The following is a 20,386-nucleotide window of genomic DNA, read 5'->3' as shown; positions in this document are numbered from 1 at the left end:
TTCACCCTCCGCTTTGATCCCGGTCGCGTCGATCAGCAGGTGCAAAGGACCCGTCCCTCCGCGATAGGGGATAGCGACGCTCATCGTCTTCTGGCGGCGGCAAAGAGTGCTGAAGTCTGGCACTTTCCAGTCAAGGCCTGCCAGCCGCAACAAACTTTCGACGAACCCGGTCGTCTGGCGAAGGGGCATGCCGAATAGCACCTTCATCGTGAGGCAAACCTGGATTGCCGCGTCGCTAAACTCGCGCTGACGACCGCGCTTGCCGGTCGACGAAGCGTACCATTCCATCTCAGGATCAAGCCAGATCGATAGCGAACCGCGCTGCTTCAACGCTGTGTTGTACGAAGGCCAGTTCCTGGTCTTGTACTTCGTAGGGGACCAACTGCTCATGCACCGTTGCTACCCCACTGGATTCAAACAGGGAATCCCTCGCCCCATTTGTGCAACAAAGCCAATGGCCCTGGTGTGGTTTTAGTGAAGAATGCTTAGTCGTCTTGAATAGTTGTCACAACGACTCTGCTTTGGGGGGCGTGATGTTCGGATCATTACATTCTCAGTTCAGCCGCCCATAAAACGTCATCCGGGCAGCCTCAGAAAGCTCGATACCAGGCTCTGCATTATAGGCCAGCACGGCCAGAATCCGCGTCAGGTTGCCTTCGTTCGGTGCCACCCGATGCATCGAATTGCGACCACGGAAGAACACCAGTGTTCCGGCTCTAACAGAGACGGAGTCTACTGGTATTTTTCCTTCCAGAATTTCATCAACCTTCTCAAATCCCATTTCGCCTGCGTCGGCATCGCGAACAGCATTAACGTACTCGAATTTTCCACCCTTTTCCGGCGCTTGCACCATCAGCGTGATCGCAAAAGAAGAATTGTCGAAATGCCAACCAAGCTCCTCTCCCCTCTCGGCAAAGTGCAGGTTGATAGAGGACAGCGGGTCGGCATATTCGTGCATTGCCTCTTCGCCTAGCACGTCGCACAAAAAGCTACGAAAAACCGGAGCGTTGTAGAGCGTGCGAAGGGCCGAATTCTGCGGCATCAGGTCGTCGGTGATGCATCCCTTGGATGAGGTCACAAGCCGGTTGCGCGCGTGATCATCGGGGAAACTTTCATCCTTGGGAGTCAGATAGACATTGTGTTGCTTCGTTGACTTGAAGACTTTGTCCTTATTGGCAAGGCCTTCATCCCGGACCGCGTCGATTGCGTCCTTTTGAACAAAGCCAGGCATCAGCAAAACACCCGTATCGTCGAACTCTTTCTTACAGGCTGCCCGAAAATCCGCGTCGTCAATTGGAAAGGTGTTCAAGTCGATAATGTCGCGCAATTCCATAGGTCTCTCCTGAGTTTGCGTGGCAAAAATTTAGCGGTCTGCAAAATTACCCAGTACATCGTTTTTTGGTGTCTCATCATCCATGACAGCCCCTAAGGAGTTATCTCTCAACTGATGCTCAATGAGCCAATCAATGGCGTTATGATGTAAGCCAATACATTCCGTTGATGGTCCGCATCAAACCCCACGCTTTCGGCTGAGCAAACCATATTTGACGGCCCATGAGCGAAAGGATCGTCGTTTGCGTTTGTCTTGCTTTATCGTCTGCTTCGACGGTACGCCGCCCTTACGGTTGAATTCGAAGACGTCGATAATCCGCTCGGCGCAACCACAAGCTTCGCCCATGCCAACCTTGGCAAAATAGAACTTTTCGAAACTTTCCGGCTTTTGCATAGTGATCCTCCTGCACTTTGCACTCTGTTGGAAGATAGGTTTCAAATCAACTCTTCGGGATTTGCCCCGACCCACGAGTGTTCGCAGACGTGAGAACCGTAGTAATCCATTAGAACACTCGCAACCTGCAGGGTTTCGTGTGCTGAATAGCCGCCCATGTCAGGTCTCCTCAAGAAAAAGAGGTCTGGATATCATGGGCTGGTGGTTGAATCCAAGAAGGTTTGCGAAGTGTGACAATCATCACTGACCAGACTGCGAAATTCGGGAATACTGAGTGTATTCAAGTGAGTTCGCTTCAACGTATTTCGAAGTGTAGACTATCATTTTCCTCCCCAAGGATAGGGCGCGCTGGTTGTTGGCGCGCCCGCTTTCCCCCCATCCTTCAGCGTGCACCAGGGTGTAAAGAGTCGCTCAGAATGTGCTGGGATCGATGAATTACGTGGTGTGCTTGCCCGACAATCAGCGGGTCTGGTTCTCTCACGATGTTATCGTCTTTGTAGGGGTAAAGCGAGTTGAACCGAGTGGGCATAGTGAAACGACCAAGAAGCGTCGTGGCACGCTCTTTGAGGGTGTTTCACAACGCAGTGAAGCATCGTGCCCGGATCACGATCTAGGTCCGCACCAGAAAAGCGGACATTGACTATAGGCCACATCCTCGCCTGGACCGATAGAACGTCGAAAAATAACTCAGCTATGAATGGCCATTTCCATGAGATGCTGGTGGTTGACAGAGCAGGGGCGTGATCCGCGCCCGTGGATCTCGCACTTCAAGATGCAGACTGCTCTGAGACGATTTCCCCGAACCGCGTGAAGAATTTCCCAGACAGTTTCTTGGCAGTTCCCGCAATCAACCGGCTGCCCAATTGCGCGATCTTGCCGCCGATACTCACGTTAGCGGTGTAAGCCAGAACCGTCTCGGCACCATCTTCCGTAAGCGTTACTTCGGCGCCGCCCTTGGCAAACCCGGCAGCACCACCTTTACCTTCTCCGCTCAGGGAAAATCCATCCGGTGCGTTTGAGGTATCCAGCGTCACCTCGCCTGCAAACCGCGCTTTCACCGGACCAATTTTCAAAACCACCTTAGCCTCCAGGTCTTCTGGCGAGTTTTGGATTAGCTCTTCACAACCCGGAATGCATTCACGCAGGATGTCTGGGTCATTCAGTGCCTGGTAAACCACGTCACGCGGTGCCGAGATGCGAATTTCGTCACTCAATTCCATTCATGTCATTCCTTTGTTCAGCAACATCTTGGAAAAACAAGAAGTGCGGTTTCCGCCGCTTCTTCGGCGGTTGTTTCGGGTTTTACAGGCCAGAACACCCGAAGGAGCCTATGCAAGTTTCTCATCATGGGACCGCTCCGTGGATTTGTCACTGTTCCGCCACATCACGATCTCGGCGAGGATCGACAAAGCGATCTCGTGCGGATCGATCGCATGAATATCCAGCCCCGCCGGGGACTTGAGCCGCGCAACCCGCAGCGGATCCATTCCCTGCGCGATCAGTTTTGCGGTCAACGTATCAGCCTTGCGCCGACTGGCCACCATAGAAACACGCGCGGCTTCCGTTTCCAACGCGGCTTCAAGGGCGTCGCTGTCCCCGTGGCCTTGGGACGCAACAACCACAAAGTCCCTTGCTTCTATGCCCAAATCAGCCGTCCTATCTAACTCAAAACGGGTGTATGCACCGTTCATTTCTGCACGTTCGGAGAGGCAAACCCGGAATCCGGCCAATGCGCCATGCGCGGCCAATGCGGTCGCGATAAGCGAGTCACCAAAGATCACCAAACGCGGCGCGTGCTGATAAGGTTCCACCAGCAGATCAACCGTGCCGCCCGAGGGACACCCGCTTTTGAATGTCTGCACGCCATCGGGGTCTGTCATGTTCACCACCTTTTTCGAAGGTTTGACTCGGATCATCTGTGGCGCCCCACTGGCCAATGCCTCATGTGCCGAAGATCGAACCGCGCGTTGTACGCAGGCGCCGCCCAAATGGCCCAGGATTTGACCATCTCGCGTGATCGCCGCCTTTCCTCCGGCCTTGGCCGAGGTCGCATCGGCCGTACGCAATACCGTGGCCACACAGAACGCCTCTCCGGTCTGCCGCAGCCGCTCTATCGTGTCGAATATGTCGAAATTTGCCATATGGGCTCCTGTCACAGCTTTCGGAACTGCGGCTCCAATGCCGCCAGTGCCTCCAACGTGTTGGCGGGCAGATGCGCATCCAGATACGGTTCAGCCGCCTGCATTGCAGCGGCGATAGGTTGATAGTCTTGCCATCCTTTCAACGGGTTCAGCCACACGATGCGCCGGGCCTTGCGCCGAATGCGCGCCAGCACATCGCCCAGCGCTTGTGGATCCGAACTGCAGTACCCGTCCGACAGGATCAGAACGATCGTGCGCCCGTTCAGCGCGCGCGCGCCGTACCCGCTCAGAAAGCTCTCGAGGCTGCCAGAGATGTCGGTGCCTCCGCCAAACCCCTCAGCCATCAGCGATAACCGCCCAGCCGCGCGCAGGGTGTCGTGGTCGCGCAACGCATCGGTAACGCGCATCAATCTCGTATGGAACAGATAGGTGTCGGCCTCGGTTCCGCTTCCGATCAGCCCCTTGAGGAAGGCGAGAAAGACCCGAGAATAAACCGTCATCGACCCGCTCACATCGCACAGCGCCACAATCCGCATCGGGCGCGGTGGTCGAGCTTTGCGAAACAGATCCATTGGTTCGCCACCCCGTGCAAGGCTGGCACGCTGGATCCGACGCATATCCAGCGCTGATCCTCTACGAGACTGTTTGCGCCTGCGCGACCGGCGATCCCGAATGGCGCGCGCAAGGGTCAAAGCCGCAGCTTCCGCCTGCTTTAGAGCCTCTTCATCCATGACTTCGCGCAAATCCCGACGCGACAGATTGGCCGTACGGGTCGCAATCAGCTTCCCGCCCATCCCTTCGGCCTCCCCGTCGCCCGGATCAGGAGTGGTAGCCTGATCTATTCCAGATTGAGTGTCCTTAGTTTCTTGATCCTGTGTTTGCCAGATCATGGGTTTCGCCGATTGCACGCGCACGTGCGTCGTCTGTGCTATGCCCGTGCGCTGCTTGCCTGCATTGAACCAATAGGCGTCAAACAACGCGTCAAAACGGCGCCAGTCTTCGGCATCACCGGCCAGCAAAACACAAAGCGCCTGCCGGGCCTGCACTGCATCGGTTGCGTCAATCGCAGACAGCGCCGCAAGCGCGTCCCCGGTTTCCTTTGGCCCAACGCGCAGACCATTCATGCGCAAATGCGCAATGAAGCCGGACATGCGATCCGCAAGCCCCTGCGCACGAGAGGGAAATCGGGTGACCTGCATTACGCCACCTTTCCGATCAGGCGGTCCATTACTTCAGAAGGGGCAGCGTTGTAATCTGCAGCGGTTTTGAGAAGACAAACGAGGGTCACCTGTACCTCATCGCGTGATTGGGCAAGGTCATTGACCCCCAATCCTGACAGGGCGGCTGCCCAATCCAGCATCTCGGCAATGCCTGGTGTTTTCTCCAGATCCTCCTTTCTTAACGCCTGCACAACGCCAACAATCTGATGCGCCAGTGTTGCCTCGACATCGGGCATTCGGGCTTGCAGGATCGCCAATTCAGTTTCCTGTGACGGGTAATCGAGGAAGCTGTAAAGACACCGTCGCCGCAGCGCATCCGAAAGGTCACGCGTACCGTTCGCAGTCAGGATCACAATCGGTCGCACGCGTGCTGTGATCGTTCCCAGTTCAGGAATCGTGATCTGAAAATCGGACAGAACCTCCAACAGGTACGCCTCGAACTCTTCGTCTGCCCTATCAATCTCATCGATCAGCAAAACAGGTGGAATCTCGGCGGATATAGCCTCTAACAAGGGCCGTTTCAGCAGGTAGTCATCTGTAAACAGCTGCGTCTCGCTGGTTCCGCCCTGCGCTTCGCTGGCGCGAATGGCCAAAAGCTGACGCTGATAGTTCCATTCATAGATGGCGTGGCTGGCATCCAGCCCCTCATAACATTGCAGCCGGATCAGGCGGGTGTCCCGCCAGGCCGCCACCGCTTTGGCAACCTCGGTCTTTCCGACACCCGCCGGGCCTTCCAGCAACAGCGGGCGCCCCAGTTCCTGCGCCAGATGCAACGCCATCGCCAACCGATCATCGGCGACATAGCCCTGCGCGGCCAACCCGTTCTGCACGTCACTCAAAGTCAAAACCAGGATCCTATCTTCATCTGGCCAAAAATATCCCGGGGAAGGTTCGAAGGGGGTAGAACCCCCTCCGTTCGGTCGAACCAACAACAGCCGATTCGAAACCGATTAACCGTGCATCCCCAGCCCATTCGCGATCTTCCAGATCCGCCAGTGATCATGCGGCATGTGGCTCTGAATAAGGCCAAAAGGCCGGAATGCATCATGCACCGCATTTGAAAACGCCGGCACCCCGCCCACATTCGGGCTTTCCCCCACGCCCTTCGCCCCAATCGGATGATGCGGAGACGGTGTGACCGTGTGATCGGTGGTATAGTTCGGCGTCTCCCACGCAGTTGGAATGAAGAAATCCATCAGCGTTGCTGTCTTGACGTTGCCCATCTCGTCATAGGCAATCTCCTGACCCATCGCGATGGCCAGCGCCTCGGTCACGCCACCGTGGACCTGCCCTTCGATGATCATCGGGTTGATCCGAGTGCCGCAATCATCCAGCGCATAGAACTGGCGGACGTCCCATTCGCCGGTATCCACGTCGATCTCCATGACACAGATATAAGCACCAAACGGATAGGTCATGTTCGGTGGGTCGTAATAGCTGACCGCCTCCAGACCGGGCTCCAAACCGGGAATAGCCTGATTGTAGGCGGCAAAGGCGATTTCCTTCATCGTCTTGAACCGCTCGGGCGCGCCTTTGACAGCAAAGCGATCCACATCCCACTCAACGTCGTTGTCGTGGACCTCCAACAAGTACGCCGCGATCATCTGCGCCTTGGCGCGGATCTTACGCGCGGCCATCGCTGTCGCCGCACCGGCCACCGGAGTGGACCGTGACCCATAAGTCCCAAGCCCGTAAGGCGCGGTATCGGTGTCGCCCTCTTCCAGCGTAATGTCATCGGCAGGCAGGCCGATCTCGCTGGCGATGATCTGGGCAAAAGTCGTGGCATGACCCTGACCCTGGCTGATCGTCCCCAGCCGCGCGATGGCAGAGCCGGTCGGATGAATGCGGATTTCGCAGCTGTCAAACATACCCAACCCGAGGATGTCGCAGTTCTTCACCGGCCCGGCCCCGACGATTTCGGTGAAATGCGTCAGACCGATCCCCAGCAGCTTGCGGGTTTTTCCGGCCTTGAAATCCTCGATCCGTTGCGCCTGTTCAACCCGCAGACCTTCGTAGTCGACAGCTTTCAATGCCTTGTCCCAAGCGGTATGATAATCGCCCGAGTCATACTCCCAGCCCAGCGCCGATTGATAGGGAAACTGATCCGCCCTGATGAAGTTGATCCGGCGCAGCTCGGCCGCGTCCATGTTCAGCTTGATGGCCAGAACCTCGATCATCCGTTCGATGAAATAGGCCGCCTCGGTCACCCGGAACGAGCAACGATAGGCCACGCCGCCCGGTGCCTTGTTGGTATAGACACCGTCCACAGCCAGATAAGCGGTCGGGATGTCATATGACCCGGTGCAGATATTCATGAACCCGGCCGGGAACTTGGTCGGGTCGGCACAAGCGTCAAACCCGCCGTGATCCGCCGTCGTGTGACACCACAGGCCAGTGATCTTGCCATCCTTGGTGGCGGCGATCTTGCCCTGCATCCAGTAGTCGCGGGCAAAGGCGGTGGACATCAGATTCTCCATCCGGTCCTCGACCCACTTCACCGGCTGGCCGGTAACGATCGAGGCCACAACCGAGCAGACATATCCTGCATAGGCGCCGACTTTGTTGCCGAACCCGCCACCGATATCGGGGCTAATCACACGAATGTTGTGCTCTGCAATGCCCGAGATCAGCGACACAACGGTCCGGATCGCATGCGGGGCCTGAAAGGTTCCATACAGCGTCAGCTTGCCGGTCACCTTGTCCATGCTTGCGACACAGCCGCAGGTTTCCAGCGGGCAAGGATGGGTGCGGTGATAATAGACCATCTCTTCGGCCACGACGTCGGCCTCAGCCAAAATGGCCTCAGTTGCATCCTTATCGCCCTGTTCCCAGGTGAAGATATGGTTGTGATGCTTACGCGGTCCGTGCGCGCCCTCGGTCTGGCCATCCAGGTCTTCGCGCAGGACAACATCGGATTTCAGTGCTTCGAACGGGTCGGTCAGAACCGGCAGTTCTTCATAGTCGACCTCGACCAGTTCCACGGCATCCGCCGCGATGTAACGATCTTCGGCAACAACATAGGCGACCTCCTGGCCCTGAAACAGGACCTTGCCGTCGGCCAGCACCATCTGCTTGTCACCGGCCAGCGTCGGCATCCAGTGCAGACCCAGCGGCGACAGGTCTTCGGCAGTCAGAACAGCGATCACACCGGGTAGCGCAAGCGCGGCCTCTTTTTTCACGTTTTTGACGCGCGCATGGGCATAGGGGGAGCGGACAAAGTCGCCGAACAGCATCCCGTCCAGCTTGATGTCGTCGACATAGTTGCCCTTGCCTTGGGTAAACCGCACATCCTCGACGCGTTTGCGCGAGCTTCCCATACCCTTCAGGTTGGCGGCGCGTTCTTCGGGGGTCAGGGTCTGGTCGTTCATTCCGCAGCCTCCTTTTGTGCGTTCAGCATGTCGGCCGAGGCCGAGATCGCCTTGACGATATTCTGGTATCCGGTGCAGCGGCACAGATTGCCGGCCATGCCAAAGCGAATATCTTCTTCGGATGGGGTCGGATTTTCCTGCAGCAGACGGTGCGCACGGGTGATCATTCCCGGAGTGCAGAACCCGCATTGCAGCCCATGATGCTCGCGGAACATCTCTTGCAGCACGCCAAGGCTGCCATCGTCATTGGTCAACCCTTCGACGGTGGTGATATCGGCCCCGTTCACCTGCGCCACAAAGGTGGTGCAGGATTTGACCGACTTGCCATCGATATCGACGGTGCAAGCGCCGCAGTGGCTGGTTTCACAGCCGATATGAGGGCCCGTGATTTTCAGATCTTCCCGTAGGAAGTGAATAAGCAATGTGCGCGGCTCAGCCAGGCCTTCGACCTCTTTGCCGTTCACGCTGAGTTTTACGTGCATTTTTGACATCGTTGATCCTCCCCTCAGCTCGCGCGGCTTTGAGCGCGAGCGATGGCGCGGCGCAGCATCACGGCGGCCACATGTTTCTTGAACTCGACGGGGCCGCGGTTGTCGGCCACAGGGTCAATGGCGTCCAGCATAGCCGCCACGCAGCCGTCGACATCGCCATCCGCCAAGGCGCTGCTGGCGCTTTCGGACCAAACCGGTGTGTCAGCCAGATTGGTCATCGCAACCGAGGCGTGCCCATCTCCAACCATCACCGCCGCTGCGGCAGTTGCATAATCCCCGATCTTGCGTTTTTGCTTTTCATAAGCCTGACCAACACCTGCACCAGGCACCGGGATCGAGATGCGGGTCAGGATTTCTTCGTCTTCACGTGCCGTGAAGTATGCCGCCTCATAAAACTCTCGTGCAGCCACGCTGCGGTTGCCATCGGGGCCCGACAATTCAAAGGTCGCGTTCAGGCATTGCATAAGCCCCGGCATGTCATTGCCCGGATCGCCGTTGGCGACGTTGCCACCAATGGTCCCGACATAGCGCACCTGAGGATCTGCGATCTGCAATGCGGCCTCGCGGATCAAGGGAATGGCCGATCCCAGACCGTCATGGGTGATCAGCTCGTGCTGCGTGACCATCGCGCCAATAGTGACTGTGTCAGCACCAACATTGATGCCCTTCAGTTCATCAATCGCTTGCAGGTCGACAAGATGGCCCATCTCGGCCATGCGCAGCTTCATCATCGGGATCAGGCTGTGCCCGCCCGCGATCACGCGCGCCTCATCTCCATGTTCCTGCAAAATGCTGATGGCCGAGGCGATATTGCCTGGCCGGTGATACTCGAAACCGGCTGGTATCATAGTTTTCCTCCCTGGGTCCGGACTTCATGCCTTGGGGGACCTGGGACAAGAAAAGCGGCTGTGGCCCTAGCCTCGCCAGCAAGCGGGAACGGAGCGCGCCGTCTGTTTCACGAAATGCGAATGAGCTGCACGAACGACGATCACAACCCCAGCGCGTCGCGGATATCCGTCAGGCGAGAGCGGCTGACAGGAACCTTGGTCAATGCGTCGGTACCATCGAAGTAACAGGTCCCGTTGTCCTTGTGCCGCTCAAAACTGGACACGTGTTTTGGGTTCACCAAATAGCTGCGATGCGTCCTGAGAAAACCATCGGGTTGCAGGCGCGTACCGGCTTCGGTGATCGACCATGGGCAAAACAGTTTTTCTGCGCCCATGTATAGAATGGTGTAATGTCCTTCGGCCCGGATAGCTGCGATCTTTCCCGGCTCGGCGAAGAACGTCTGGCCCTCGCGTTCGAACGGAATGCCCGCGCGGGGAAGAGTGGCCTGCGGCTCGGGATCGGGAACAGAGTCCAAGGCGCTGGGCGCGGGTGCGCCCCCAGCCTCGGGCCCGATGAAGGTAATCCCGGTCAGAAGAAAAGCCCCGCAGATCAGGAACACGGAAACGGTGACGCCCATGGCCAGCACTTGATTGTTTAGGGCCGGTCCAGCACCCCCTGCGTTTTCGCTGGCGACAAAATCGGTCAGCCCGGTTGCGACGAAATGCATGGTGAATACGGCCAGGCCGAAACACACCGTCCCCAGCAGGATGTTGCGTTGGGTCCGGTTGTCGTAGGCGACCCAGATCGCAAGCACCGACAGCACGACCGATGCCACGGTCGCAATCACCACGTCCAGCGCATTGTAAACCGGGCGGCACAGCTCCATCCCTGCCATACCGACATAGTGCATCACCACAATGCCCAGTCCCACAATCACCCCCGCCCCGACGATCGTGTGCATGGTTCGCGGACGGAAATGCAGCAACAGCAACGCCAAGCCCACCATAAGGATCGCAACAAGCGCCGAAATCAGAGTGATTAGGGCATCGTAATAGAACAGGATGGGCAATTGCAGACCCAGCATCGCCACAAAATGCATCGACCAGATGCCGCCGCCCAGAATAACGGCTGCAAGTGCTACGATAAATTTGCGGCGCTGGTTGTCCAGTTTGGACGCGCCATGTGTCAGGTAAAGGCCTGTAAACCCGGCCATAAGTGCCACGGCCAAAGAGGCCGCCACTAACCAGGCGTTATGCGAATAGTCCAGCATTAGGGTTTGCGCGCCCTCCCCGACGCGAGGCTGACGTTAGCAAACAGATTCGGTTGGGACAATCGCCTGCGGAAACAGAAAGATCAGGCCTGTTTTTCCGCCTGACTTTCAACCGGTTCCACATCAAGTTCGATCACCTCGGCGCTGTCGGATTGTTCAGGCTCTGAAATCTCGACGGGATCAGGCTGATCTTCAAGCGCGCCAACAATCAGCGGAAGCATATGAACCCCGGTCGCACTGGCGATTTCAGGGGATTGGGGTGTTTGCCAGCTCAGCGTATCGAAACTGTGGCAATTCTGGCAGACAGGTCCCCATTCGACCTGAATGTCATGGCAATTGTCACACACCCATTGTGGCCCCCGCGGCGCGTTCAGCGCTTTGGCCAGCCACCCCTGAACCACGGCGTCTGCGGAACCCTCGCCCCGCTCAATCGCGGCCATCAATGTGTACCCACGGGCATCAGCCTGTTTTTCGACAACGTCGCCCAATGCGCGACGCGCCTCGGGGAAGTCCTCGGCCACGATGTTCAACTCGGCCAGGATCAGTCGGGTTTCCATGTTTTCGGGATGGATCCGCGTTAAAGCCGTGAACCGTTTGATCCGATCCTGCGGGGATTCATCCGGAGCAATCTCGGCAAAAGCATGCGCCAGATCGGGGTGCGGTTGAACCTCCCATGCCTTTTTCAGAATCTTGGTGGCCGGGCGCGGTTTGCCTTTTTCGATGTAGGCCCGCGCTGCCATGGCAGCGGCTGGAACCAGATCGGGCGACAGACGGTTGGCCTCGATTGCATATTCCTGCTGTTCAACGCTGGCCGTCTCATCCAAAACGTCCTTTGCTTCGGATAGGGCCAGAACCGCATCCCTGCGCTTGAACACGTCACGCGGCAGGTAACCCGCTTTTAGCTTTGAGGTCAGAGTCGACCGTGCCCCCGCCCAGTCCTGCGCTTTAGTCTGCAGGTTCAGCAAAACATCCTGCGTTTCTTCATGGCGCGGTTTGATCGCCAGCGCCTTTTCTGCCAGCTTGCGGGCGGTTTCGTCATCCCCCTCGGCCAGCTTCTGTTTCATGATGCCGCGCACCCCGACAAAGCGGGTGGCATTGTTTGTGACCAGTTTCTTGTAGGTCTCAGACGCCTTTTCGGTGTTTCCGGTCATTTCAGCCGCTTGCGCCACCAACAGATTGGTCAACTCGGGCTTGCTGAGCAGTTTTTCGGCCTTGGTGGCCTTCGTCATGGCAACGCGTCCTTCGCCTGAGGCTAGTGCCATCAACCCGTCCGCAAGCGCCTGATAGCCGCGCTGTTCACGGCTGCGATCGAAATAGCGTGACAGGGCTGTCTCATCACCATTGAGGAACTTAAGCGTCGCGATCAGCAAGCTGAGCAGCTTGAAGAACAGCCAGACCGCAAAAACCAGCAGGCCCAGCGCAATAACCGACTGCAATGGTCCCAGCGTGAACTCGGTCCCGGCGACCGTAATTTGCACGCCGCCGCTGGTCTGCATCAGGAAATGACCCCCAAGGGCCAGCAGTCCGATAATCGCTACAAAGACAAGGATCTTAAACAATGACCACAGCATGGCAGGTCCTTCAATTCGAGTTCAGGCTTGAAGCAAGCGTATTTGCGGCATCCACGGCGGACACCCGGGTCTGGGCTGCCTGCTCCCAATCAGCCATCGCGGTCTGCGCCGCTTCGGGCAAGGATTTTAGTTCGCTCAGGACCTTGGACAGATCTCCATCCGCCAATGCGGCCTGCGCGCGCGACAGGATTGCATCCGGGCCGTCCCCGTCCTGCGGTGTCACCGAACGCGCGCCGGTCTGACGCTGCAGGAAGGCAATCAGGCCTGTACCCTTGTCCGCGTCGCGTGCTTCTGACAGTGCAGACCGCGCCGCCGGGGCAAAAGAGGCACGCAGCGCCGAGAGCGTTTGCACACCTTTCTCGGCTGGCGTCGACAATGCATCAGGCACATCCACACCGCCCGCCTTCAGCTCAGTCACCAACTCAGCGTAAGGCTGACCCGCATCCAATTGACCATGTAAGCGCGACAGGATGGCAGCATTGGTCGCTGCGAGCGCCTGGGCTGAGGCTTTGGCTTCCAGAGCCTGCGCGTCTGAGACCATCTTCTCCACATCGCTGCGTTGTGCAGCCAGTGAATCGCGCAGCTTTTCCAATTCAGCTTCAAAGGCTTTTGTGGCTTCTGGCGACACATTTGCTTCAATCGGGTTTTTCTCAAGCGCAGACAGCCTGTCACCCAAGGGTCCAACTTGTCCGCTTAAGCTGTCCACACTGGACTTCACCGCGCTCAGATCACTTTCAACCGGCGTCAGCTTGTCAGAAAGCGCTTTGAGCTGGTCTGACAAGCCCGAGACATCCGGGCCGTCCGATAGTGTTTTTGAAAGCTTTGCAATCTGGTCCGATTGATCAGCCAGTTTGGTCTCAAGCGCCGCGATGGCGTCGGAATTGCCAGATCCCGAGGGTAAAACCCCACCATTTCCCACCACAAATCCGATCCCAGCGGCAACCACACCGCCAATCAGCGCGGGAACAAACCCGCCGCGTTTTTCAACAACGCGTTCGACGGGCTTTTCTTCTGTGGACGGGGCTTCGGCTTCGGCTTCGGCTTCGGCTTCGGCTTCGGCTTCGGCTTCGGCTTCGGCTTCGGCTTCGGCTTCGGCTTCGGCTTCGGCTTCGGCTTCGGCTTCGGCTTCGGCTTCGGAAGTCAGCTCTTGCTCGACGTCTGCCGAGTCAAGGCTTGTATCTTCGGGTTCCACGCTGGATTCGGCATTGGTACTCTCGGCCACATCATCCGATTTTGGCTCTTCCACCGGCTTCTGATCGGTTTTTTTCTTAGCAGCCACCGTCAAATTCCCCTTATCGAATCCAAAATCACCAAAACTGAAGACTGTGCCAAGTTAATCCGCACCCGGCCCACCCTCAACCCGCATCGCATGTTTCACAAGCTTTTTAACGGCTTTACGCATTTTCTTGGGGGTCGGCTCTTCGGTAACCCTCAGGCGCTCATACCCTAAGTTTTTAAGGGGTTCAGCCGTTGCTTCGCTGATGGCAGCCAATAGCAAAGGGGCGGATCCGTCCCAAACGTCGGCAAATTGTCGCGCGGTGCGGGGCGAAAAAATCGGCGCGATAACAGTGTTTTCGCCTGCGGCCGCTTCACGGGCCTGGTCGGTCAACGGCAACAAACGCTGTTGATAGATCGACTGCTCCAGCGTTGTTACACCCAGCTCAGTCAGTCTTTCAGCGACATTTCCCCGACTATGTTCACCGCGCAGGTGCAACAATGGGCTATTCGGCCTGATTTGTAACAATGCCGCTACCAATTCCTCGGCTGTTCCACCGGCCATTTGGGCCTGCCAACCAGCCCTTTTGGCAGTGTCAGTCGTCGCAGGCCCAACGCAATATGCAGGCAGATCGGGGGTCACGCCCAGCGATACTGCGGCGTTCACAGCATTGGCTGACGAGAATATCAGGCCCCGCATTCCGTGCGTCACCACCTGAGTGGCCAAGGGTCTGATCTCTAGTAAGGGCGAATGGATGACCGTAACCCGGGATCTGGTGCGGGTCGGCAGGTGCGCAACAAACCTTTCCGAGGCGGCGCGAGGGCGGGTCATCAACAAATACAATGGGCGGCGCCTTCGGCCTTGAGGATTGTTTGCGTCCGCGCAGGGTGTTACCCCGCTTGGCAATCATGATGCAACGGATCGGGCCTATGGTGCAAACACTTACCGTCCTTGGATTGGAAAGCAGCTGCGATGACACCGCGGCCGCAATCGTGCGCCAAACCGAGGGCGCAAAGGCCGAGATTCTGTCCTCGATCGTTCATGGTCAGACCGAATTGCACAGCGCATATGGTGGCGTCGTTCCGGAAATCGCAGCTCGGGCGCATGCCGAAAAGTTGGATGTCTGCGTGATACAAGCGTTGGAGAAGGCTGGCATGGCCCTCGGTGACATCGACGCCATAGCGGTGACCGCCGGGCCGGGGCTGATCGGCGGGGTCATTTCCGGTGTGATGTGCGCCAAGGGGCTGAGCGCTGCGACGGGGCTGCCACTGATCGGCGTCAATCATCTGGCTGGTCATGCGCTGACGCCACGTCTGACCGACGGGATAGCCTTTCCCTATCTCATGTTGCTGGTCTCTGGCGGGCACTGCCAATACCTGATCGCGCACAGCCCCGAAGACTTCACACGCCTGGGTGGGACGATTGACGATGCGCCCGGTGAAGCCTTCGACAAAACTGCTCGCCTTTTGGGCCTGCCGCAACCCGGTGGTCCTTCTGTCGAGGCCGAGGCGAAATCGGGCGATCCGAAGCGGTTCCGATTTCCGCGCCCGTTGCTTGATCGCCCCGGATGCGATTTGTCATTTTCCGGCCTCAAAACCGCTTTGATGCGAACGCGGGATCAGATTGTCACCGAAAAAGGCGGGCTGACCCGACAGGATCGCGCTGACCTGTGCGCTGGTTTTCAGCAAGCTGTTGTCGAGACTCTGGCCGAAAAAACCCGTCGCGCAATTGCTCTTTATCTTGAACAAGACCCGGATGAACCGGTGATCGCGGTTGCCGGGGGGGTCGCTGCAAATTCAGCCATTCGCGCCGCGTTAGAGACTGTTTGCGGTGAGTTTGACGCGCGCTTTACCGCGCCACCGCTCGCCCTTTGCACCGATAATGCCGCAATGATTGCCTTTGCGGGCCTAGAGCGGTTTCGCAGCGGCGCAAGGGATGGGTTGGATCTGATGGCCCGCCCCCGCTGGCCGCTAGATCAGTCCAGCCCCGCCATGCTTGGCAGCGGCAAAAAAGGCGCAAAGGCATGAGCGTATCAATTCTTGGCGCGGGCGCATTTGGCACGGCTTTGGCAATCTCTCTGGCCCATAAAGGGCCTGTTAAACTGTGGTCACGCGATGCAGATCAATCCAGGCGTATGCATGACACGCGCGAAAATACTCGTCTTCCCGGTGTTGCCTTACCATCCGCCATCAACACCACGTCTGATATCGACCAAGTGACGCAGGACAATGTCCTGCTTCTGGCCGTTCCGATGCAGCAGCTACGCTCGGTTCTGACCCGACATTCATCTGCGCTGCAGGGCAAAACGCTGGTAGCGTGTTGCAAGGGGATTGAGCTGTCATCGGGGATGGGACCGGTTTCGGTCATTGCGCAGACGATCCCTGACGCACGGCCAGCTTTGTTGACCGGCCCAAGCTTTGCTGATGACATCGCCCGGGGCCTGCCCACGGCCCTGACGCTTGCATGCGCCGAGGCCGAACTGGGACAGGCCCTGCAAAAAGAACTCACCACCGCCAACCTACGCCTTTATCGCACGACAGACACGATTGGGGCGGAACTGGGTGGTGCGCTGAAGAATGTGATGGCGATTGGCTGCGGCGCGAGCATTGGCGCGGGCCTTGGCGACAGCGCCCGTGCGGCGCTTATCACCCGTGGCTTTGCCGAAATGCAGCGCTTTGCCGCCCTGCGCGGGGCTCAGCCGGAAACATTGATGGGATTGTCAGGGTTGGGTGATCTTGTGTTGACCTGCTCGTCCGATTTATCGCGCAACTACCGTTATGGCCTGTCCCTTGGACAACAACGAACATTTGATGCTTCGACAACGGTTGAAGGCGTCACGACGGCGCAGGCTGTTGCCGACATTGCCGCTGCCGAAGGGTTGGATATGCCAATCAGCACGACGGTGGCGGAACTCAGCAGTGGCGCCTACAGTGTGACCGAGGCGATTCAATCGCTGCTCAATCGCCCGCTCAAGGAGGAATAACATGCTGATCGCCCTGATCGCCCGCGACAAGGCCGGCGCCCTGCAAACCCGATTGGACAACAGGTCTGCCCATCTGGCCTATATCGAAGAGACCGGTGTCGTTTCGCAAGCCGGTCCCTTGCTGGATGGCGATGCGATGATCGGCTCGCTGATTGTTCTGGATGTGGATGATCTGACCGCGGCCCAACGCTGGGCAGACAATGACCCATACGCCAAGGCTGGCTTGTTTGAGTCAGTCGAATTGATCGCCTGGAAGAAGGTGGTCGGCTGATGGCGTTCTGGCTTTTCAAATCCGAAACTTCAACCTGGAGCTGGGATCAGCAAGTTGCCAAGGGCGACGTCGGCGAAGAATGGGATGGCGTGCGCAACTATCAGGCGCGCAATTTCATGCGTCAAATGGCGGTGGGGGATTGGGGGTTTTTCTACCACTCCCAGAAAGACAAGGCGATCGTCGGGATTGTGGAAGTCTGCGCCGAAGCCCATCCTGACAGCACCACAGATGATGAGCGTTGGGAATGCGTGGACATCAAGGCCATACGCCCCTTCACAACTGCCGTAACCTTGGATCAGATCAAAGCAGACGAGCGTTTGTCCGACATGGTTTTGGTCAGAAATTCGCGCCTGTCCGTACAGCCGGTCAGCGACGCAGAATGGATGATTATCTGCGGAATTGGGCAAACACAGGCGGGTTGAAAAAAGGGAAGGCCCTGACGACGCAGAACCTTCCCTACCCCACGTGCTCCCTACTCACCACACGCGTATAGAATATGCTGGTTCTGACCGTCCTGGTCACAACCTGACCTTACCCGGTTTCCTGGCCTTGGTTCAAACAGCAAGTGCTTAAACTAAAGCTAAAATACAAAACACCCGCCGGTGACCGACGGGTGTTTCGTTGGGGTTGAAACGGGATTAACCGTAGACCGACTCTTTGCCGAAATGCTTGATCAGCATGTAGTAAACGACGGCGCGATACTTGTTGCGCTCTGACATGCCATAGGTTTCCATGGCTTTTTTGATTGCTGCCATAAGTTCGGGCCCATCGGACAGCCCCAGTTTTTTGATGAGGAAGTTGTTCTTGACGGTTTCCAGCTCCGACTCCTGGCTCGCCGCGACGGTCGCCGCATCTGCATTGTAGATGGCCGGGCCACATCCGATTGTGACCTTGGTCAGCAGGTCCATATCCGCGGTCATGCCACATTTGTTTTTCAAATCTTCGGCATATTTGGCGATCAGTTCGTCGCGTTTACCCATAAATCACTCTCCCTATTTGCAGTCTTGGCTGCGTTTTTCAAATTCCTGAAAAGGTGTCAGCAGGTTAAACAGAAGAAACCCTCAGACAAAGGGAAAAATTTCCGTCATTCCCCGTAAGCAAAGCCTAGCCGGAACCGAGGTTGATTTTTGGCGAATTAATATTTAACCTAAATGTTAAATTATAAGATCAGGAGAGGACCATGACCGTTTCCCTACCAAATGAAAGCCCCGAATATAGAACCGCTCGCAACAGCCTGCTTGCAGCCGAAGCAGATCTGAGGGCACAGATCGAAAACGTCGCCAACCTGCGGCGTGATCTGCCCAGAGGCGGTCGGGTTCCGCACGACTATGAGTTTCGAACTCTGCAAGGAGGTGCGGCAGCGCTGTCATCTCTGTTCGGATCGCACGATACGCTGGCTGTCTACTCATTGATGTATGGGCCGCAGGCGGAATCGCCCTGCCCCATGTGTTCAGCCTTTCTGGACGGGTTGAACGGCCAGATTGCGCATCTTTCAAGAAAAATCGCCTTTGCTGTTGTCGCAGAAAACGCGCCTGAGAAGCTGACCGATCTCAAAACCAAAATGGGTTGGACAGAGCTGCCTCTTTTTTCTGCGCTCGGAACAGATTATCAGCGCGACTACCTGGCCGAGACGGAAGACGGAAGCCAGCTTCCGATTTTAAACGTTTTTCAACGGGATCAGGACGGCATCCATCATTTCTGGAGCTCTGAGTTGTTTTTCCAACCCAGCGACTGGCACCCGCGTCATGTCGATGCCGCATGGCCGCTTTGGAACATTTTGGATTTTACGCCTCAAGGTCGCGGAGATTTCATCCCGCCCCTGCGCTGATATCAAAAAAAACGGCGACCGATCTGGCCGCCGTTTCAAACATGATTTGCTAAGAAATCAGTAGCGATAATGCTCGGGCTTGTAGGGGCCCTCGGGCTTCACGCCGATATAAGCCGCTTGCTCGCCGTCCATCTGGGTCAGCTTCACGCCGATACGATCCAGATGCAGGCGCGCGACCTTCTCATCCAGATGCTTGGGCAGGATGTAGACGTCGTTCTTGTACTCATCGCCCTTGGTGAACAACTCAATCTGGGCCAGAACCTGGTTGGTGAAGGATGCCGACATCACGAAAGACGGATGGCCAGTGGCGTTGCCGAGGTTCAGCAAACGGCCTTCGGACAACAGGATCATGCGGTTGCCCGAAGGCATCTCGATCATGTCGACCTGTTCCTTGATGTTGGTCCATTTGTGATTCTTCAGGTTGGCCACCTGAATTTCATTGTCGAAGTGGCCAATGTTGCCAACGATGGCCATGTCTTTCATCTCGCGCATATGCTCGATGCGGATCACGTCCTTGTTGCCGGTGGTGGTGATGAAGATGTCGGCGCTTGCAACTTCGTCTTCCAGAATCACGACCTCGAACCCGTCCATAGCAGCCTGAAGGGCGCAAATCGGGTCAACTTCGGTCACTTTCACACGGGCACCGGCACCGCGCAGCGAGGCGGCCGAACCTTTGCCCACATCACCGTAACCACAAACCACGGCGACCTTACCGGCCATCATGGTGTCGGTGGCGCGGCGGATGCCGTCGACCAGCGATTCCTTACAGCCGTATTTGTTGTCGAACTTCGACTTGGTGACCGAGTCGTTCACGTTGATCGCCGGGAACGGCAGCTGGCCTTCTTTAACCAGCTGGTACAGGCGGTTCACACCGGTTGTGGTTTCTTCGGAAACGCCCTGAATCTGACCGCGCATCTTGGTGAACCAGCCCGGCGACGCCGCCATACGTTTGGCGATCTGCGCCTTGATTGCTGCTTCTTCTTCCGAGCCCGGAACCGGAATGATATCTTCACCCGCTTCGGCACGCGCGCCCAGCAGGATGTACAGCGTCGCATCGCCGCCATCATCCAGGATCATGTTGGGGCCGTCTTCGAACAAGAAGGATTTGTCGAGGTAATCCCAATGCTCTTCCAGCGTCTGACCCTTGATGGCAAAAACCGGAACACCGGATGCGGCAATTGCAGCTGCTGCGTGATCCTGCGTCGAGAAGATGTTGCACGATGCCCAGCGCACATCCGCGCCCAGCGCCACCAGCGTTTCAATCAGAACGGCTGTCTGGATCGTCATGTGCAGCGAACCAACGATACGCGCGCCTTTCAAGGGTTTGCTTTCACCGTATTCTGCGCGCAGGGACATCAGGCCCGGCATCTCTGTTTCGGCAATATCCAGTTCTTTGCGACCGAACTCGGCCAGCGAAATGTCCTTAACGATATAGTCCCCGGCCATCAGGTGCTCCACTCCGGTAAATAATTG

General features: G+C 57.3%; 21 protein-coding genes and 1 pseudogene. 5 read left to right on the top strand and 17 right to left on the bottom strand.

Going from position 1 to position 20,386, the window contains the following annotated elements; translation table 11 throughout:
• The 15 genes and pseudogenes from D9K61_RS10015 to D9K61_RS09945 all read right to left on the bottom strand — a co-directional run.
• A partial coding sequence (locus D9K61_RS10015) for an IS5 family transposase (protein ID WP_120633109.1) occupies nt 1-390 on the bottom strand: 390 nt, incomplete at its 3' end.
• A gap of 163 nt (nt 391-553) precedes the next feature.
• Complete coding sequence (locus D9K61_RS10010; protein ID WP_120633108.1) at nt 554-1,333, bottom strand: 2OG-Fe(II) oxygenase; 780 nt, start codon at nt 1,331-1,333, stop codon at nt 554-556.
• Between the two features lie 177 nt (nt 1,334-1,510).
• Nucleotides 1,511-1,726: a hypothetical protein gene (locus D9K61_RS10005; RefSeq protein WP_120633107.1), complete on the bottom strand. Its 216-nt coding sequence runs from the start codon at nt 1,724-1,726 to the stop codon at nt 1,511-1,513.
• Nucleotides 1,727-2,108: 382 nt separating this feature from the next.
• A pseudogene (locus D9K61_RS27490) lies at nt 2,109-2,231 on the bottom strand (polyphosphate kinase 2); the annotation flags it as partial.
• A 262-nt stretch (nt 2,232-2,493) separates the two neighbouring features.
• Nucleotides 2,494-2,946 (bottom strand): CoxG family protein, encoded by a 453-nt coding sequence (locus D9K61_RS09995; RefSeq protein ID WP_120633106.1) that lies wholly within the window; start codon nt 2,944-2,946, stop codon nt 2,494-2,496.
• A gap of 108 nt (nt 2,947-3,054) precedes the next feature.
• On the bottom strand, nt 3,055-3,867 hold the full coding sequence (locus tag D9K61_RS09990) for an XdhC family protein (protein ID WP_120633105.1): 813 nt from the start codon (nt 3,865-3,867) through the stop codon (nt 3,055-3,057).
• An 11-nt stretch (nt 3,868-3,878) separates the two neighbouring features.
• Nucleotides 3,879-5,066: a VWA domain-containing protein gene (locus D9K61_RS09985; RefSeq protein ID WP_120633104.1), complete on the bottom strand. Its 1,188-nt coding sequence runs from the start codon at nt 5,064-5,066 to the stop codon at nt 3,879-3,881.
• Nucleotides 5,066-5,932: a MoxR family ATPase gene (locus tag D9K61_RS09980; RefSeq protein WP_120633103.1), complete on the bottom strand. Its 867-nt coding sequence runs from the start codon at nt 5,930-5,932 to the stop codon at nt 5,066-5,068. The genes D9K61_RS09985 and D9K61_RS09980 overlap by 1 nt, the downstream gene beginning before the upstream one ends.
• Before the next feature lie 105 nt (nt 5,933-6,037).
• Nucleotides 6,038-8,455 (bottom strand): aerobic carbon-monoxide dehydrogenase large subunit, encoded by a 2,418-nt coding sequence (locus D9K61_RS09975; RefSeq protein WP_120633102.1) that lies wholly within the window; start codon nt 8,453-8,455, stop codon nt 6,038-6,040.
• A complete protein-coding gene (locus tag D9K61_RS09970) occupies nt 8,452-8,946 on the bottom strand; it encodes a (2Fe-2S)-binding protein (protein WP_120633101.1) in 495 nt (164 codons plus the stop codon). The genes D9K61_RS09975 and D9K61_RS09970 overlap by 4 nt, the downstream gene beginning before the upstream one ends.
• Nucleotides 8,947-8,960: 14 nt before the next feature.
• Complete coding sequence (locus D9K61_RS09965) at nt 8,961-9,794, bottom strand: xanthine dehydrogenase family protein subunit M (RefSeq protein ID WP_120633100.1); 834 nt, start codon at nt 9,792-9,794, stop codon at nt 8,961-8,963.
• 140 nt (nt 9,795-9,934) lie between these two features.
• Complete coding sequence (locus D9K61_RS09960; protein ID WP_120633099.1) at nt 9,935-11,044, bottom strand: MHYT domain-containing protein; 1,110 nt, start codon at nt 11,042-11,044, stop codon at nt 9,935-9,937.
• A gap of 83 nt (nt 11,045-11,127) precedes the next feature.
• Nucleotides 11,128-12,615: a heme biosynthesis protein HemY gene (locus D9K61_RS09955; RefSeq protein WP_120633098.1), complete on the bottom strand. Its 1,488-nt coding sequence runs from the start codon at nt 12,613-12,615 to the stop codon at nt 11,128-11,130.
• A gap of 10 nt (nt 12,616-12,625) precedes the next feature.
• On the bottom strand, nt 12,626-13,894 hold the full coding sequence (locus D9K61_RS09950; protein WP_120633097.1) for a COG4223 family protein: 1,269 nt from the start codon (nt 13,892-13,894) through the stop codon (nt 12,626-12,628).
• 54 nt (nt 13,895-13,948) lie between these two features.
• A complete protein-coding gene (locus D9K61_RS09945) occupies nt 13,949-14,662 on the bottom strand; it encodes a uroporphyrinogen-III synthase (RefSeq protein WP_120633096.1) in 714 nt (237 codons plus the stop codon).
• 98 nt (nt 14,663-14,760) lie between these two features.
• Between D9K61_RS09945 and tsaD the strand changes: the two genes are divergently transcribed.
• Genes tsaD through D9K61_RS09925 form a run of 4 tightly spaced genes read left to right on the top strand, consistent with a single transcriptional unit; the run spans nt 14,761 to nt 17,507 of the window.
• Nucleotides 14,761-15,858 (top strand): tRNA (adenosine(37)-N6)-threonylcarbamoyltransferase complex transferase subunit TsaD, encoded by a 1,098-nt coding sequence (gene tsaD, locus D9K61_RS09940; RefSeq protein ID WP_120633120.1) that lies wholly within the window; start codon nt 14,761-14,763, stop codon nt 15,856-15,858.
• Nucleotides 15,855-16,814 carry an NAD(P)H-dependent glycerol-3-phosphate dehydrogenase gene (locus D9K61_RS09935; protein ID WP_120633095.1) on the top strand — a complete coding sequence of 320 codons (960 nt, stop codon included), beginning with the start codon at nt 15,855-15,857 and terminating at the stop codon, nt 16,812-16,814. Before tsaD ends, D9K61_RS09935 begins: the two co-directional genes overlap by 4 nt.
• Before the next feature lies 1 nt (nt 16,815).
• Nucleotides 16,816-17,085 (top strand): YciI family protein, encoded by a 270-nt coding sequence (locus D9K61_RS09930; RefSeq protein ID WP_120633094.1) that lies wholly within the window; start codon nt 16,816-16,818, stop codon nt 17,083-17,085.
• Entirely contained in the window at nt 17,085-17,507 is a 423-nt protein-coding gene (locus D9K61_RS09925) for an EVE domain-containing protein (protein ID WP_120633093.1), read from the top strand. The genes D9K61_RS09930 and D9K61_RS09925 overlap by 1 nt, the downstream gene beginning before the upstream one ends.
• 216 nt (nt 17,508-17,723) lie before the next feature.
• Here the strand turns inward: D9K61_RS09925 and D9K61_RS09920 are convergent, their stop codons facing one another.
• On the bottom strand, nt 17,724-18,065 hold the full coding sequence (locus D9K61_RS09920; RefSeq protein WP_120633092.1) for a DUF2853 family protein: 342 nt from the start codon (nt 18,063-18,065) through the stop codon (nt 17,724-17,726).
• 200 nt (nt 18,066-18,265) lie between these two features.
• Between D9K61_RS09920 and D9K61_RS09915 the strand changes: the two genes are divergently transcribed.
• Entirely contained in the window at nt 18,266-18,913 is a 648-nt protein-coding gene (locus tag D9K61_RS09915; RefSeq protein WP_120633091.1) for a DUF899 family protein, read from the top strand.
• 57 nt (nt 18,914-18,970) lie between these two features.
• On the opposite strand, the gene ahcY is transcribed toward D9K61_RS09915, so the two are convergent.
• Nucleotides 18,971-20,359, bottom strand: coding sequence for an adenosylhomocysteinase (gene ahcY / locus D9K61_RS09910; RefSeq protein ID WP_120633090.1), 1,389 nt, complete (start codon nt 20,357-20,359; stop codon nt 18,971-18,973).
• Between the last annotated feature and the right edge of the window lie 27 nt (nt 20,360-20,386).

Source organism: Ruegeria sp. EL01 (assembly GCF_900313035.1).
Taxonomy (GTDB): Bacteria; Pseudomonadota; Alphaproteobacteria; order Rhodobacterales; family Rhodobacteraceae; genus Ruegeria.
The sequence above is the reverse complement of the archived record's forward strand: the minus strand, read 5'-3'. Positions and strand labels throughout refer to the sequence as shown.

Bases quoted from the DNA above. Each gene is read 5' to 3' on its own strand.
- D9K61_RS10010 (WP_120633108.1), bottom strand. From the start codon at position 1,333: ATGGAATTGCGCGACATTATCGACTTGAACACCTTTCCAATTGACGAC.
- D9K61_RS10005 (WP_120633107.1), bottom strand. From the start codon at position 1,726: ATGCAAAAGCCGGAAAGTTTCGAAAAGTTCTATTTTGCCAAGGTTGGC.
- D9K61_RS09995 (WP_120633106.1), bottom strand. From the start codon at position 2,946: ATGGAATTGAGTGACGAAATTCGCATCTCGGCACCGCGTGACGTGGTT.
- D9K61_RS09990 (WP_120633105.1), bottom strand. From the start codon at position 3,867: ATGGCAAATTTCGACATATTCGACACGATAGAGCGGCTGCGGCAGACC.
- D9K61_RS09985 (WP_120633104.1), bottom strand. From the start codon at position 5,066: ATGCAGGTCACCCGATTTCCCTCTCGTGCGCAGGGGCTTGCGGATCGC.
- D9K61_RS09975 (WP_120633102.1), bottom strand. From the start codon at position 8,455: ATGAACGACCAGACCCTGACCCCCGAAGAACGCGCCGCCAACCTGAAG.
- D9K61_RS09970 (WP_120633101.1), bottom strand. From the start codon at position 8,946: ATGTCAAAAATGCACGTAAAACTCAGCGTGAACGGCAAAGAGGTCGAA.
- D9K61_RS09965 (WP_120633100.1), bottom strand. From the start codon at position 9,794: ATGATACCAGCCGGTTTCGAGTATCACCGGCCAGGCAATATCGCCTCG.
- D9K61_RS09960 (WP_120633099.1), bottom strand. From the start codon at position 11,044: ATGCTGGACTATTCGCATAACGCCTGGTTAGTGGCGGCCTCTTTGGCC.
- D9K61_RS09955 (WP_120633098.1), bottom strand. From the start codon at position 12,615: ATGCTGTGGTCATTGTTTAAGATCCTTGTCTTTGTAGCGATTATCGGA.
- D9K61_RS09945 (WP_120633096.1), bottom strand. From the start codon at position 14,662: ATGACCCGCCCTCGCGCCGCCTCGGAAAGGTTTGTTGCGCACCTGCCG.
- tsaD (WP_120633120.1), top strand. From the start codon at position 14,761: ATGGTGCAAACACTTACCGTCCTTGGATTGGAAAGCAGCTGCGATGAC.
- D9K61_RS09935 (WP_120633095.1), top strand. From the start codon at position 15,855: ATGAGCGTATCAATTCTTGGCGCGGGCGCATTTGGCACGGCTTTGGCA.
- D9K61_RS09930 (WP_120633094.1), top strand. From the start codon at position 16,816: ATGCTGATCGCCCTGATCGCCCGCGACAAGGCCGGCGCCCTGCAAACC.
- D9K61_RS09925 (WP_120633093.1), top strand. From the start codon at position 17,085: ATGGCGTTCTGGCTTTTCAAATCCGAAACTTCAACCTGGAGCTGGGAT.
- D9K61_RS09920 (WP_120633092.1), bottom strand. From the start codon at position 18,065: ATGGGTAAACGCGACGAACTGATCGCCAAATATGCCGAAGATTTGAAA.
- D9K61_RS09915 (WP_120633091.1), top strand. From the start codon at position 18,266: ATGACCGTTTCCCTACCAAATGAAAGCCCCGAATATAGAACCGCTCGC.
- ahcY (WP_120633090.1), bottom strand. From the start codon at position 20,359: ATGGCCGGGGACTATATCGTTAAGGACATTTCGCTGGCCGAGTTCGGT.